Source organism: Priestia sp. Y58 (assembly GCF_029522095.1).
In the GTDB taxonomy this organism is placed as follows: domain Bacteria; phylum Bacillota; class Bacilli; order Bacillales; family Bacillaceae_H; genus Priestia; species Priestia megaterium_E.
In genome coordinates, this window is record NZ_JAKWFL010000009.1 from 63298 (window position 1) to 78427 (window position 15130).

Consider the following 15130-nt stretch of genomic DNA (forward strand, 5'->3'; position numbering starts at 1 on the left):
TATACGAAAAAACCTCGCTGTTGATTAACAGCGAGGTTTTTTCATTTTTTTACAGAAGGCTGAGGACTAATGCGCGGTATTAAAACCGCAAATAATACAACAACCCCCACACCAATCAATAGTAAATAAAACCATTGTAGGTCTGATGACTTTTCAGAAGCAATTTGTTCTGTTCGATCTTTCTTGTAGGAAGTGTTTTTAGAAGAAAACAAGTTATATTCTTTTGCTTTCGCAGAAATCGTATTATCTTCAGCTGATGCGTTCGCAAAAAGACTTTCTTTTAAGCTCTCTTTCTCTGCATCTTCCTCTTTTTCAAATGTAAGATCCTTTATTTCCTCCGGAATATTTCCTACTTCTTTTTTATTTTCCAGCAAAGATTCGGGGTCCAAGTTAATCGGATCATCTTTATATACATTTGGTTTAATCTCTTCAACGTTTCCGTCATCAGCTTCAGCCGCTGCTGCTATAGGGAAACAAAGGAGTGAAAAAATAAGAACAATACTTCCAATCTTCTTATTAAGCACTATAGGTTTCATCATTTTCAACCTCTTTAGTCGTCTTTAAAGCACGAATAATAGATGGCAGAACACTTAAAACGGCAGTCATCCCCAGTAATACAATAAGCGCCTGTCCAAACAGAGACTGCGTATCATATTGAATTGACATATATACTTTAGATACTGGATCTTCGTAATTAAAGTTTGGCATAGATAAGTTAAGAAGTGGGGTAATATAAAATAAAATCAACCCTACTGTCGTCACCCATCCAGCGAAGTTTCCTAATAAGAAAGCAATACGTACGAGTGTAGATGAGGCAAGCAATAAGACGATCGTAAAGATTGACCATTCCATTGCCCGGTCTCCCGATAACGAATAAATATTAAGGCTAAAGATACTTACCATTAACCCTACAATCAAATTTAATAACCCAAACAGCGTACCTTTTACAAGCATAGGTGCATGTCGGTAGTATTGACTGAAATAGCCAATTAGTAAGCTGCTGATTAAGATAATAACCAAAATGACAACCGGTGGAACCTCTTTTACTTTTTCAGCCGGCACTTCACCGCTTACTTGAAGAGGATTCGCTAAATAATGATAAACGTAATCATTATTCTGTCCATCTACTAATGTATTATTTAATAAACGGTATACCTGGCCGCGAACCAACTTCGTTGAATCCACATTTTGGGCCCACTTGCTATTAAGCGTGTCAGCTTTATCCTGGACTTCATTTACACGCTTCTGCAATTCATCTGTGTATGTGACAACATTAGCTTGTCTTTCACCTAAAGATGAAATGAGTTGGTTCATTCCTTTCAACTCTTGACCCATGCTTTGCTGCAGCGTCATTAAGCCCGTTACGTCTGGAGCTTCTTTCTTTTCTAATGCTTGATCTTCACCTGCGCTAGATTGAAGCTCTTGATTCATTGCATTTGCTTTTTCTTGAATAGCTGATAGCTCTTCCATAATAGATGCTTGTTCAGCATCAACTGTTTGTCCATATTGGTCAGCAAAATCTTGCACTGAACTTTGGAACTGTGCTAACTCTTCTTTTGTTAGAGACAGATTTTGTTGGATTTGCTTACGTGCATCTTGAGAAGAGACGGTGCCAGCTAACGCCTGCTGCAAACTTCCTTTAATAGAGTCGTTGTTAAGGACGCTGTTCTGTACGTCTGTATTTCCTACTTGAGCTAAAATCAAATCATACTGCGATAAATCACCGTAGTACTTTAGCATATCTTCTGCACTGCTGCTTTGAATCTTACCTGAGAATGTATTGCTCAGCTTTTCCTTGCGAGAAGCTGAAAGGTTTGGAGAAGATAAGATTTTATCTTCTTTGTTTTTAATCATCGTAATGAGATTGTCTACATCCATACTACCTTTAGAAGGCTTTTTGCCGTCTTCTTTCAACTTTTCATTCTCTTTTTTTAATCGTTCATTTTCTTCTTGAAGCTTAGCAATTTGACTGCTCGACGACTTGGTTGCTTCTTCTAAGTCTTTTTCTGCTTTGTTTTTCTGTGCTGTCAAAGACGTAACGTCTGCCTCCAAGCTTGCAATTTTCTGCTTCAGCGCATCCGTATTTTCTCCTGAAGTTTCAGGCTGAACAGTTACATTTTGCAGCTCATCTTTGACTGCTTGTACCTGTGTTTTCAGATTAGCCACTTTTTCAAGCGCACTTTTCACAGCATTGGATGTACCTGATGTATCCGATGTGTCCGGTGTGTCCGGTGTTTCAGGCGTTTCAGGCGTTTCCGTTCCCTCAGATGTCTTAGGTGCTTCAGTCGCTTCAGGTGTTTCGTTCACCATTCCTTGGAGCTGCTGTTCTAAGTCTTCAAGCCCTTTTGATATATCATCAAGCTTTGCTGTTTGCTGAGATAAATCCACTTTAATTGGTTCTGAAGTTCCTTCGCCTTGACCGGCATCTGGCTGAGTTCCATCTTCTTCTCCAGGATCCGTTGGCGTCTCTCCTCCTTGATTAGGATCTGGCTGAGTTCCGTCACCTTCCCCAGGGTCCGTTGGCGTTTCTCCTCCTTGATTAGGGTCTGGCTGAGTTCCATCACTTTCCCCTGGATCCGTTGAGCCTCCACCACTATCATTTGATGAAGCTGTCTCTAGCTGCGCACGAAGCGGCTTTAGCTTACTTTCAATTTGATTTAGAGTTGTTTGCTCAGACTGCTGTTTATATGAACTGACTATTTGGCCGTTCAAATCTTGCAGAGCTTTTTCTTGTTCACTGACGTTATCCGCTTGTTGGTCTCCAAGTTCTCCAACGGCTTTTTGATTTTGATCCAGCTGCTGTTGAATCGAAGATAAGCCACTAAACACTTGATTGGCCTGCTCATTAAAATTTTGCTTAGAGCTTGGCTGATTAGATTCAAGGGAAGACAACCCTTCTTGAATTGCAGCAACGCTTTGAGCCTGCGTTTTTTCAAGCATTTGTTTCTGTGTTTCTTGATATGTTTGATATTGATTTACATATTCAATGAAGCTGTTTAAATTCTTTTCAACCTGTTCTACGTCGCCTTGTCTGTCGCTCGAACCTTTTTCTGCTTTATTTACATTATCTTGGATTTGCTGAAGAATTTTCTTTTGATCATTTAATTCACCTGCTAAATCTTTTGAATTCGGTTTATAAAAAGCGACCATTGTTTTTTGAAAGGCGATTTCTTTATTTAGAATTTTATCGAACTGTCCGCGTACTTTGTCCACTTCCTGTGATACATAACTCCAGTACAAAGAGGACATTTCATTATTAACCTTTGTAGTAGCATCTTCTAATTCCCCTACTACTTTTTCCTTATTAACTGCGTTAAGCTGACTTTGAACTTTGTATTCCAAAGTAGCTTTTTCTGGCTTTTTTTCCTGATACGATAAAATATTTTGTGAGAAAGTCGAGGGAATATAGATAACCGCGTCATATTTCCCATTCTGTAAACCGCTTGTAGCTGCGCTTCGTCCAAGCACGGTCCATTGATAATCCGACCCCTCCTGTAAAAGAGGAGTCACTTTTTCACCAAATTCTATCGCTTTTTCACTATTTTCTTTTACTCCATTATCTTCGTTAACAACCGCAATCGTTCTTGTTGAGTTTTCTGTGACTTGCAGCGGGTTGTCTCCAATATACTGAAAAAAGAAAGAAGGAAGAGCCAAGATTAAAACAACAGCTAATATGACTTTAAGTGTATACTTACGCTGTTCGGTCATGTTAAGATCTTCCTTTCACTTACACATAGCGGGATTTGAATTCTCGTTTCTTTTCCACTTTTAATATAATAACCGAAGCCAGGGTTAACGTCTGCTTCTTTTCGGTCATAAGAAAGTGTAAATAAGCTTTGCTCCGTTTTCTTCATGAGCAACACGGCTTGGCTAATTTGCTTCACTTCTGTTGTTAACGCGTCAAATCCTTTTGAAAACTCATTGTTGTTCCCTGCAACAATCAAGTTAAAGCCCAGGTGACTATAATTTTTCATCAATTTTGTAATACGATCCTGCAGGACGCTGTCTAAGTTTTGCTGGAATCGTACAAATCCATCTACTACAAGCATGATCGGGACAAATGAAAGACTGTGTACCGTTCCTTCCTGCACTGCTTCCAAATACTTATTTTCACGTCGCTGCAACCGTTCTTCAGTTAAATCAAGCCAGTCGATAATCTGTTCTTTTGTTTCCATGTAAGCAACTTCATCTTCAGCTGCATAGCTTGATAAACCGCGGTCAACCGAATCAAATAATCCGATTTGCTTCACGCCTTGTTCAAGCGCTGTTTGCAGTATGACCTTCACTACATTTGTCTTTCCTTTTTGCGTCTGCCCCATGACGATGCAATGCTTATTTTTCGTAAAGTTCATATACACCGGTCGAACAAACTCTTCATCTAAACCAAGAGGAATGACTCCTTTTTCCCGAATAACCCTTCTGTCCATCATAAACTCGGCAAGCACCAGCTTCGGTGACAGCATTGGTACAGGCTCCGGAACAGTAGCATCAGCGTATTGATTCTTTAATCGTTGAATGTGCAGCTTAACTGCATCAAAGATTTCAAAATCATCTTTTCCTTCCGCAGGTAAAAACAGCTGCGCAAAATAAGGCTGATCCGTTTTGATAATAGCCCGGCCTGGAATAGACTCTAGCGCATACGGCGTACGTCCTAAAATAGAATACGCTTCTGAATGATCCATTAAATAATGAACAACTTTCGTTTTCAAGTTATTCATAAGTGACTGACGAATAGAATTCACACGCGTCGCGGTAAAGATCATATAAACTCCTAAAGACTGGCCATCACGCACGAGCTGTGTGAACTGCATTTCTAGATCTTGCATTTCTTCTTTGACAAGATCAAAATTATCAATCGTGATAAAAATTAGAGGCAGCTCTTCTGAACTTAGAGCATTATACATTTTGATATTGCTAACTTCCTGCTGTTGAAATAACTGCTTTCGCCTTGCGATTTCTTGTTTGATAATCGTCATAAATTTTTCAATTTTACGCATTTGATCCATTAAAAAATAATCCGCCGTATGAGGCAGCTGACGAAGCGGCAGCAGCGTGCCGTTTCCAAAGTCAAAAATGTAATAATGAAGCTGCTCCGGGCTTTGTCTTTCAGCTAGACTAAGAAGCAACATCATGACTGTAAACGATTTACCGTATCCTGACGAACCAAATATACCAATGTTTCCATCATCCATCAGCTGGTAGTTATATACCGTTTGACTTTGCTTTTCCGGTTCATCAATCAAGCCAATTGGGAATACACCGTCTCGCTTCTCTGTGTACTCACTGCGAAGCAATCTCTCTTTAAGAGGCGGCAGCCATGGACTATTTAATTTTTTGATAGCTAGTTCCTGCTGCGTTTTTTCAATTTTTTGCACCACAACATCAATTTCTGCTTCCGCTTGTTTAGATGACGTCTGCTGAGTAGATACATCAGATAAAGGAATCAACCCGAGATCTGTAACAATGGCGACTTCATCTTCAGCCCCATACGTATCTTCCATGTACGGCGCGCCGCTCCAAGCTGACTGAAACAGTTCATACACTTCATTATTTCCAACCTGCAGATAGCCTCGCCCCGTCACCGTAATAGAAGCAGCGTCCGCATTTTTTAAGATTTCTTTACTGTCAGCGGCATCTTGGACTTTTAAAGCTACTTTAAAGCGCGCATTACTCCAAATTTGATCGTCAATAACACCGCCTGGCTTTTGCGTGGCTAAAATTAAATGAACGCCCAGACTACGTCCAATGCGCGCCGCGCTGACTAATTCGCGAATGAACTCTGGTTCTTCACTTTTTAACTCAGCAAATTCATCCGAGATTAAGAATAAATGAGGAAGGGGTTCTTCTGCCATACCTTGCTTATATAAATCTGTGTAATCATTAATGTGATTGACTTCATATCTATCAAACAAGCGTTGGCGTCGCTTTAATTCACTTTTAATAGAAGCTAAGGCTCTTGTACTAAAATTCTTACTTCCTTCAATATTTGTAATGGTTCCAAGCAGATGAGGCATGTTTTTAAACGGCTGAGCCATTCCTCCGCCCTTATAGTCAATTAATAAAAATGCGACTTCATGGGGGTGGAAATTCACCGCTAGCGAAAGAATGTACGTTTGTAGGAATTCACTTTTCCCTGACCCCGTCGTACCTGCAAGTAATCCATGAGGGCCGTGAGCCTTTTCATGAAGATTTAGTTCAACAATATCTTCTTTTCCTTTTAACCCAATAGGAACTGCTAGTGACTTAGCTGATTCATTGCTCTGCCACCTTTGCACGATATCCAACTCACCAATTTCTCTTGCTTTAAATAATTCTAAGAATGAAACGCTATTTGGAATTGAGTTGGTCATGCCAACTTGGTGATCCAATGTCCGCAGCATCCTTGCAAATCTTTCATTATAATCAAGCGTGTGTTTATCAAGCTGAAATGGAATATTCACAGCTTTTTGCTTTTGAATTAATATATCCCCCTCGGATTCGTTAATATAACGAACGAGTGTGTGAACGTGCTCCGTTAAGCTTTCCTTTGTCTCTGCCGCAAATATCGCAGAGAACCCAAGGTGAGGGTGATATCCTTCTAAATACTCTAAGATAACGTGATCTGCAATTAACTGCTGATTCGTAATAATAAAAACAAAGTGAGGCAGGAAAACCCCTTCTCCTTTTGCTTCATCTAAATCGCGTTCTCTCAGCATTTCATAAATAGAAGATAAAAGCTGATCTCTCGTTTGTTCATTATAGATGAAACCTTTCGCAAAAGAATGCGGAAGCTGAAAATGAGGAAGCCATTTCATCCATTCCCACTCTTTATATTCTTCTTCATCAAAAATGAATACGAATCTTACGTCATGATAACTGTGGGAAAATGCCAGCTGTCCTACAAGCTGATGCAGTTCATTCTTCACCGTTTTCATCTTTCCTACCAGACCGATAGAGCCTAAACCTAAATGAGCGGTAACAGGGGCATTTTTGACTTCTCGATAGACCTTTTCCATGTGCTGAGACTGCTCAAGCAAATCATCAATTTCTCGATTAGCCATATCCCCGCTATTTAAAGAAATTTGGTAGCTTCCAGGAACTGTTCCTGTTCCAAGACGCACCTGTAAAAAATCACTGCTTTCTACAGTTCGTTCCCAAATTCGATCAGAAATCTGTTCTGTTAAATATTTCATTCGTTCAAACGTCGGAAAATGATAAGATAATACATCTCGTTGAACTGATACTAGTTCTTGTAATTCCTCACGCTTGTTTTCTAGATACTTTGTATAGATTCGACGACGACGCTCCTGCCGCTTCTTGCGCTGTTTTTTATCTTTGAAGTATTGAACGGTAGATACAATCAGCGTGGTCGTAAACATCATGACAGATATAATAATAAAAATTCCCCTAGGCTGAATAATCGAGACCGTACCCATGACTAAAAGCATGACTAATGGCGGTAAAATAGTAAGCCATAAGCTTCGGTTATTTTCGTCATTGTCTTGAGACGGAAAGGATAAGCTCACCTTATCATTAGGCAAATCATATATCATGCGCGGTGTTCGTCTATAAACCGGGTACTTCTTTTTCATTTCAGAAATAGGCTGTGCCGTAGCTGGAAGCTTAGATGCATAATTATAGTAGCTTTGAATCTTCAGCAAATCTTTTTCGATCAATTGAATGGTCATAGAAGACCATAAAATAAGATCACCGGGCTGAAGGTTCGTATTCTCTTCTAGTCGGTGTCCGTTAAGATAAAGCGGTTCTTGGTTATAAAAGACCTTCCACTTCCCGTTTATCTTTGATAAGTAAAATCCTTCTTTTGGCTCTGCTATACACTTTTCTTTTTGCTGATACACATCAGCTGCTTCATCACTTGTGGAAAACGAAACTTCTGATCCATAATCAATATAATAGACAGCTTCTTTAACAGCCGTCTCTGTAAGAACAAAGGTTAAAGCATGTCCTTGTTCTCGCCATACAAACGACTCAGAAACAGATAGCTCTGCTATCCTTTCTTCTCCGTAGGAAATCAAGAGCCGGCCGTTCTTTTCAGATGACAGCGTCATTTGCCCCTTCTCAAAGGGATAGGAAAACGTAAAAGTTTGATGCTGAGTGTTTCCTACCGTTGCTTGGCGAAAAGTTTTAAAATCTACAGGCAGCTGCTGATACGTTTGCCCACTAACTACCCAAAGCATATTCATACAACTACCTCCCTACTTCGATTGATCTTCCTGCTGTTTTTTCTGCTCTTCTTGTTTCTTTTTCTCGGCTTCTGCAGCTTTCTGTTCTTCTTCCTGCTGCTTGGCCGCCTGTGCCTCCTCAGCTTGTTTCTCTTCTTGCTGCTTGGCTGCTTCCGCTTCTTGTTGATCATTTTCTTTCTTAAATTCTTCAAGTTCGTTTGCTACTTTATCAAGCTCTTCTTGCTTTTTATCAGCCGCTAAATCGTTGTCTGTCTTTAGCTGACCTTCGTATTTCATTAGTGCATAGATAATTAATGAACGTTCTTCTAACAACCTGCTGACTTCTAGCGCTTTTTTGTTGTCTCCTCGGCCAATGTAAAACCAATAGGCAAAGTACTGAGGATCTGACTGAAGCGTAATAGTCTTTAAAGCATTTGCTTTTTGCTCCTCCCCTAACTTTTCATTAACAAGATAGGAAGTTGCTATTTCGTATTGCACAATTTTAGGCATGCTTTCAATGTCATAATCTTCAAGTTTGTCGACTACTTTGCTGTAGTTTTTTTCAAGAAAGTATTCGTTGCTTTCTACAAATGCTTCTTGTTTCGGCTGAGCAAAAAAGTAAGAGTAAAAAGTATAAATAAGAGCTGGAATTAATAAGACAAGTATACCCACAGATGAAAACTTAAAAATGGTCCAGCGTTTTTGAGGAAGTTGAACGAGTGTCTTTTGATGTTTTTCAATTTGGGTTAACTTATGCTGAACAAATTGACTCAACTCTTCCTCATTGCTGATATGCATTATTTTTTTAGCGTCTTCTTTTAATTGCAAGGTCTCATATAACTTAAAATACTGTTCAAATGTATGCGATGAGTCAACGGCCGCTGCTATTGTAGCTTTTAGCTCTTGAAAGCTTTGTTCCTCGTTAGACTCATAAGGAGGTAAACTTTCTTTCACTCCATAATGTAAAAAAGCCGGACTTAAACTTTTATCAAAAATGATATTTTCTGGACAAATCAACAAATGCAGCCTTGAAAAAGAATGCTGCTTTACCTTTTTGATAAGCTGATCTGCAAATAGCCACTTTTGCTGTTCTTCTTTTCCCCTTAATGCTGTAAAAGGTTGAAATTCAGAGGTAGGCTTAATTGTTATTTTAAGTTCATCATCGCTCATCATGATTTCTTTTTGAAAAGCCGTGTTTACATCCTTTAACATTTCAATCTCAACAGAACGATTAAGTCGAATTTTTTCTTTTTGAAAAATAAATGTATATTCATTATTATGACGCGTCATTACAGCTTCGAGCTGTTCTTCTAAGTAAGTCGGTTTCTTCTCTGACATTCTAATAGACTCCTTTAGAGAATTTCGATACAATCACCTGTGGTAATTCCGCAGTTAATCATCGTCTCATTTCCCGAGAAAATAAGATTTTTATTTGAAACACGTATCCACGCACCGTCCTTTGGTGATTGAGTAATCTTTTTAGCTTGCCAAACGATCTCGACTACTTTTTTGAGTGAATGATAGTTTGATAGTCGCAAATCGAACCGATCACCTGTATAGTGCTTTAAGTCTACTGTTACTTCTATATACATAGGGTTTCATCACCTCAAAACATAGAAAAAGCGCCTTCATCTTTTGAGAATAGGGCGCTCCTTTTATTACTTCACTTAGATTATTAGATGAAGTTAACCGCGGATTTGGCTAGCGATTTGGTTATCTGTATCTTCAAGAACATTTGCAGAGTCGTCTAATTGCTTAGCAATCTTTGTAAGTAGATTAGACATTTCAACGAAAGAAGGCTTTAGTTCTTCGTATTGAGCAGCAAACGCTTCGCTTGAAGCACCTTCCCACATGTCTTGAAGTTGATTTTTCATTGTATCAAGACGGCTTACTAATTCTTGAACTTGACCGCTTTCGTTAGTATATCGACCTGCCATGTCGCGAAGCTCTGCTGGTGTTACGCGAATAATTCCTGACATACATATCTCTCCTTCGGTTTATATATTTACTATTATTGTAAGAAACTCTAGTGATAAGGTCAAAGGTTACTTGTAAAAGCCTCCAAAAATGAGAATATGTATCTACAAATACCCCTAAAAATGCAAATAAAACCTGAACAACCAAGATTTTGTTCTCATTTAAACCTTTTCCATCTGATCTATAGGTACCTATTTAAAGGAAAATAAAAACTATAAGACTATTAAATTACATTTTTGTTCATTATCTATAGAACTATTTACTAGTAATAAAAAAGCAGAAACCTATTTAAGGCCCTGCCTCTTTATACATATCTTCTATTTATTTAAGATTCAGACATGCTTGGACAAAGCACATGCGCTTGTTATCGCTTTGGCTACTGCTTAAAATAATTTTGATCTTCTTTTAACATCCTTATTTCTTCGGGGATGAATAATTTTGAGAGAGGCGTGTCAGGATTAAGTAATATCGCTATTTCTTCATTTAATACAGGCAGCATATCCTTAAATGATACGCATACGGTCTTTTCATCTTTCAGCATCTGTTCAATCGGATATTTTGACGAAAAAACAGGTAGATATCGGTACGCTGCGCTTTTCATCGTCTGAACGTAGTGCTCTCCAATTAATATATCTGATGCTCCATGCTCTGAACTAACAACTAGCCATAAATTGCTATTCATTAAAGTTTTATAAAATTGAGCAATTTTCTTATTGTCTTTCATTGCTTCAATTAACGATTTTTCTAATAAGTTAAATGTATATTTCATTGCCGAGACAACCCTGTAAGGAACTGTACTATTTCACTTCCAGCGCCATCATATACTTCATTCATTCTCTCTTCACTTCCTCTATGCTGTCACTAAACATAATGTTTGAAGGATTCATTTCCTGACTTAAAATGCCCAACCCCATTTGAATAACGCCATAAGTAAAAAATTCCGTTCGACTGCATGTAGAACCATTCACTACTTTTTCTTCCCAAGACATAGAAAGCGAATTCCACATAACATTAAGAGTACCTAGAGGCTTTTCAATCGTTCTGTGCATATTGTCATACGTATTCCATCCTTTTAAATTCTTTATGTCATTCCATGTATCTTGTGAATGGGTGCTCCCATCGCTCCATACGCTCGACCAAAACTCCGTCCAGCCTGAAGAGCCTTCTAGCTCTCCATCTGCTTTTCTCATTTGTTCTGCAGTGTCTTTTACTAATAAATGTGCGTTTTCCGTTAGCGAATCAAGTTTGCGAATCATATGCTGTAACTCTTCCTGCAAGTCCAGCACTTTATCAATATCTGCAACAGACAAGAAATGTAGATTTGTAGCTTCCCAGCTTAGTTTTTGAAGTGCATCAGCCGTTTGTGAATGAGACTGCTGAATTCGCTCTGCAAATGTCTGCAGCACCTCTGGATTTACCTTTATCTCCATGTATGTCCGTCCCCCTATCTCTTGTAAGCCTTCAGTCATCCAAACATTTTTTAAGCCTATACGGAAAGACTCACTTTCTAAAGGAGTGAGTCGATAATGTTATTTATTACGCCGATGCTAACTCTCTTAATCGTGAAATTTCTAAGCGTAAAGTTTGAAACAATTCATCCCTTACGTCGTACAGATGAAAAGTAGATTGCGTAATATCATTATAAATATCCTCATATGAGCTCTTAGAACGCCCTGACCAATCTGACGCATATTGTTGGTGCGAATTTTGAAACAGATAGATACCTTCTTCAAGAAATTCCATAATACGTTGAACTTCATGTAAATATGATTCTAATTGATCTGCATCTCGACTATATTCTTTGCTTTTTCTTCTTCGCTCTATGTCGTCAAAGAGATCATCAATTGCATCCATAAAATGTCCCCACGTCCTTCTTCCTCTTTTATTAGAAGTCTCTTAAAGTAATGTTAAAATAAGGTTACAAAAAACAAAATCCATCATTCAAACTATTTTCATACCTAGGAAAAAATATCTACATTTCTCTTTTTTTACTTATTTATACAGGAAAAATAGAGAAAATAAACAACGCCAAGCTGCTGTAATAAAGCAGTAGACGTTGCTTTTTAGGTTGTGACACTGCTGTTGTAAAAAGGCAGAATACCTAGTTTACATTCGACCTTTTTGTTTCTTTTTCTTGTTAAATGGCTTTTTCGAAGGTTTTTTAGCTGTACGAGACTGCTCTTTTGTTCCTTCATCAACGATTTCGCCCATATAAAGCTCTTTTTTCGCTAATGAAAGTTGAAGTTCACGTGCGATTTGTTTTAAATTTCGTTCTTCTCGTTCAGTCACAAGAGAAATAACTGTACCTTCTGCTCCCGATCTGCCTGTTCTACCTGAGCGATGCACGTATTGATCCGCATCTTGAGGAACATCGATGTGAATCACATGCGTCAGTCCCTTGATGTCTAATCCTCTAGCTGCGACATCCGTTGCTAATAAGATAGGGAAATCTCCTTTTCGAAACCCTTTAATCGTCGTAGCACGATCTTCTTTTTTCGTTTCACTGTGTAAAGAGCCGGCTTCTACATGCTTAAATGTTAATTTTTCTTCAAACTCGATAAGAGTATCAATGCCTTTAAAAAAGGCTAAAGCTTTCATTTGTTCTTGGCGAACTAGTTTTCTAAGTACGTCCACTTTATCTCTGGCTTCACTTTTAATGTATACATGCTCTACCTTAGAAGCTGGAAGTTCATCTCTTCCTACCTCTATTTCAAGGGGATGGTTCATCATGTCTTTTGCTAACGATTTGGTACGTTCTGATACGGTAGCTGAGAAGACTAGAATTTGACGATCACTTAACGCCATTTTCACAATCTGTTGAACCGTTTGAACATGTTCAGGCACAAATAATTGATCCGCTTCATCAATCACAATTGTTTTGACTTCGTGCATTTTTAATTTCTTCATTTTAATTAATTCGTTCAAGCGTCCTGGAGTACCAACAATGATATTAGGACGTTTTTTTAGTTTTTCCAATTGACGTTTCATATTCGCTCCGCCGATAAACGCTGCGCTTGAAATGCCGCTTCCCTGTGACCAAGTTTGAATTTCACCATGAATTTGCATAACCAATTCATGGGAAGATGCTAAAATAACCGCTTGAATATGAGAGGGGCCCGGCTGAATGCGATGTAAGACAGGCAACAAATATGCCAGCGTCTTCCCTGTTCCCGTTGGAGATTCTCCTATTACATCTTTATTAGCTAAAATTTCTGAAATAGCTTTTGTTTGAATGGCAGTAGGCTCATTGAACCCTGCTTTTTTCCAAGCCTCTTGTAAAAAAGGCTGTAAAGTCTCTATAACCTGACTCATATCTATCTCCTTTTCCATGCTTTTCTCGATATTATAAACGTTTTTTCATTTCAATTAAACGAATGTATCAGTGGGCATGTGCGTTAAATCTATACTGACCTTAATTTCTATTTATAAATAAGCCTTTCTTATCCCAAAGGACCCTGTCAATCCGTCAGTAGAAAAATCGGTTCTTGCCTTAACTTTTCTACATCAATATACATAGCTTCAACTATGATACACTATTGCTTCTATAGAAAACAATATGATCCTCTTTATTATGGACGAAAACTTGTATAAGAAGGAGGTTTTATGTCCTATATGGATCCCCACGTAAAGGGCTCAACCGCTTACTTTCTCTTTTTCAAGAAAACAGCCGCTCTCTGAACTACGAGAGGCGGCTGTTTCGTTCTATAATCGGCATATCAATAGTAACCGTTGTTCCTTTTCCTTTACCGCTTTTAAAATGCATGGTACCTTGATGACGCTCCATGATTTTGTAACATACGGCCAGTCCTAAGCCAGTGCCAGCTTCTTTCGTAGAATAAAACGGCGTCCCTACTTGTTCAACCCTCTCTTGACTCATTCCGACTCCATTGTCTTCAAAGTGGATTAATGCTCGTGTATCTTTTTCTTCAACTGTTATTGTAATATGACCTTTCTCAATAATAGCTTCTACACCGTTTTTAATCACATTGATGAACACTTGTTTCAACTGATTTGCATCAGCCGAAACATAAATAGGCCTTTTTGTTGTTTCCTTCAACAAAATAGAAACATTATTTAAATTGGCCTGCGCTTCCATTAGTGTAATAACTTGTTTTAAAATCTCGCATAAATTGGTCTTTTCAAAAGATACATGCTGCTTTTTTCCAAGAATAAGCATTTCACTGGAGATTAAGTTGATGCGGTCGATTTCAGACATCATAATGTCTAAATAAGTGTCATTTGTTTCCTTAGAGGCTTGCATAACTTGTACAAAGCCTTTTAAAGAAGTGAGCGGGTTCCTAATTTCATGTGCTACGGCACCTGCCATTTGTCCAATAACCGACATTTTTTCCGAGGTTATCATAAGCTCTTCATCTTGGCGGTATGTAGTGATATCACGTGCAATCATAAATACGCCTACCACCTGCTTATGAACGACGATGGGAAGCAAAGAACACCTAAGCAACCGTCTTTCTTGTTTTTTATTGATAACATTCATTTCGAACTTAGCACCTTTTCCATTCAGTACTTCTTTAAAATACTCTTTACACATATCAAATTCTTCAGCTGCAATAAGTGCTGAAGGTTTCATCTTTTGCAATTCTTCACTGGAGTATCCAACGATTGCTTCACCTTCTGGGTTAGCAAGAAGAACTTCCCCTGTTTTGCTTATTTCAAAAACGCCATCGGGGTTATGTTTGAATAAAGACTGATAGTGCTGATTGCTCGTTTGAAGTTCGTGTTCTTTCGCTATGAGCTCTTGCTGGGACTTCACTAGTTTATAAGCTCTCCTATATACCAGACCATATAAAATAATCCCCGTAGCTAAAATAAAAAACCAACCTTTGTACTGTTGAAAAAAAATATATACTTCAAAACGACCTTGCGCTAATGTTCTAGATATATTGTCAGATATCAAGATCCATACAGCGCCAATAATGATATATACAATCGAAATTCTTAAAGCTACTTTACGCGCGTGTTTCACCAAA

11 protein-coding genes are annotated in these 15130 nt (G+C 38.4%); all 11 read right to left on the bottom strand.

Features of this window, described 5'->3' with window-relative positions:
- Window positions 1–41: 41 nt before the first annotated feature.
- The 11 genes from essA to MMB68_RS22550 all read right to left on the bottom strand — a co-directional run bounded on the left by essA (window position 42) and on the right by MMB68_RS22550 (window position 15126).
- A complete protein-coding gene (essA, locus tag MMB68_RS22500) occupies window positions 42–539 on the bottom strand; it encodes a type VII secretion protein EssA (protein ID WP_221785748.1) in 498 nt (165 codons plus the stop codon).
- Window positions 517–3708: a type VII secretion protein EsaA gene (esaA, locus tag MMB68_RS22505; RefSeq protein WP_277549347.1), complete on the bottom strand. Its 3192-nt coding sequence runs from the start codon at window positions 3706–3708 to the stop codon at window positions 517–519. Before esaA ends, essA begins: the two co-directional genes overlap by 23 nt.
- Window positions 3705–8183, bottom strand: coding sequence for a type VII secretion protein EssC (gene essC / locus MMB68_RS22510; RefSeq protein ID WP_277549348.1), 4479 nt, complete (start codon window positions 8181–8183; stop codon window positions 3705–3707). The genes esaA and essC overlap by 4 nt, the downstream gene beginning before the upstream one ends.
- A gap of 12 nt (window positions 8184–8195) precedes the next feature.
- Window positions 8196–9500, bottom strand: coding sequence for a type VII secretion protein EssB (gene essB, locus MMB68_RS22515; protein WP_221785745.1), 1305 nt, complete (start codon window positions 9498–9500; stop codon window positions 8196–8198).
- A gap of 14 nt (window positions 9501–9514) precedes the next feature.
- Window positions 9515–9754 carry an ESX secretion system protein YukD gene (yukD, locus tag MMB68_RS22520; RefSeq protein ID WP_013055106.1) on the bottom strand — a complete coding sequence of 80 codons (240 nt, stop codon included), beginning with the start codon at window positions 9752–9754 and terminating at the stop codon, window positions 9515–9517.
- Between the two features lie 93 nt (window positions 9755–9847).
- Window positions 9848–10141, bottom strand: coding sequence for a WXG100 family type VII secretion target (locus tag MMB68_RS22525; protein WP_013055105.1), 294 nt, complete (start codon window positions 10139–10141; stop codon window positions 9848–9850).
- Window positions 10142–10515: 374 nt separating this feature from the next.
- The gene (locus MMB68_RS22530; RefSeq protein WP_221785275.1) at window positions 10516–10908 is read right to left on the bottom strand and encodes an SseB family protein; all 393 of its coding nucleotides are present in this window, start codon (window positions 10906–10908) and stop codon (window positions 10516–10518) included.
- Between the two features lie 61 nt (window positions 10909–10969).
- Window positions 10970–11569 carry a WXG100 family type VII secretion target gene (locus tag MMB68_RS22535; RefSeq protein ID WP_277448512.1) on the bottom strand — a complete coding sequence of 200 codons (600 nt, stop codon included), beginning with the start codon at window positions 11567–11569 and terminating at the stop codon, window positions 10970–10972.
- 106 nt (window positions 11570–11675) lie between these two features.
- A complete protein-coding gene (locus MMB68_RS22540) occupies window positions 11676–11993 on the bottom strand; it encodes a hypothetical protein (RefSeq protein WP_013055102.1) in 318 nt (105 codons plus the stop codon).
- Window positions 11994–12245: 252 nt separating this feature from the next.
- On the bottom strand, window positions 12246–13451 hold the full coding sequence (locus MMB68_RS22545; protein WP_221785273.1) for a DEAD/DEAH box helicase: 1206 nt from the start codon (window positions 13449–13451) through the stop codon (window positions 12246–12248).
- Between the two features lie 367 nt (window positions 13452–13818).
- On the bottom strand, window positions 13819–15126 hold the full coding sequence (locus MMB68_RS22550; protein ID WP_264409221.1) for an ATP-binding protein: 1308 nt from the start codon (window positions 15124–15126) through the stop codon (window positions 13819–13821).
- Window positions 15127–15130: the final 4 nt, after the last annotated feature.

What these genes read in the sequence shown, in the direction of transcription:
- MMB68_RS22525 (WP_013055105.1), bottom strand. Translation starts at nt 10,141, where the DNA reads ATGTCAGGAATTATTCGCGTAACACCAGCAGAGCTTCGCGACATGGCA.
- yukD (WP_013055106.1), bottom strand. Translation starts at nt 9,754, where the DNA reads ATGTATATAGAAGTAACAGTAGACTTAAAGCACTATACAGGTGATCGG.
- MMB68_RS22535 (WP_277448512.1), bottom strand. Translation starts at nt 11,569, where the DNA reads ATGGAGATAAAGGTAAATCCAGAGGTGCTGCAGACATTTGCAGAGCGA.
- essB (WP_221785745.1), bottom strand. Translation starts at nt 9,500, where the DNA reads ATGTCAGAGAAGAAACCGACTTACTTAGAAGAACAGCTCGAAGCTGTA.
- esaA (WP_277549347.1), bottom strand. Translation starts at nt 3,708, where the DNA reads ATGACCGAACAGCGTAAGTATACACTTAAAGTCATATTAGCTGTTGTT.
- MMB68_RS22545 (WP_221785273.1), bottom strand. Translation starts at nt 13,451, where the DNA reads ATGAGTCAGGTTATAGAGACTTTACAGCCTTTTTTACAAGAGGCTTGG.
- MMB68_RS22530 (WP_221785275.1), bottom strand. Translation starts at nt 10,908, where the DNA reads ATGAAATATACATTTAACTTATTAGAAAAATCGTTAATTGAAGCAATG.
- essA (WP_221785748.1), bottom strand. Translation starts at nt 539, where the DNA reads ATGATGAAACCTATAGTGCTTAATAAGAAGATTGGAAGTATTGTTCTT.
- MMB68_RS22540 (WP_013055102.1), bottom strand. Translation starts at nt 11,993, where the DNA reads ATGGATGCAATTGATGATCTCTTTGACGACATAGAGCGAAGAAGAAAA.
- essC (WP_277549348.1), bottom strand. Translation starts at nt 8,183, where the DNA reads ATGAATATGCTTTGGGTAGTTAGTGGGCAAACGTATCAGCAGCTGCCT.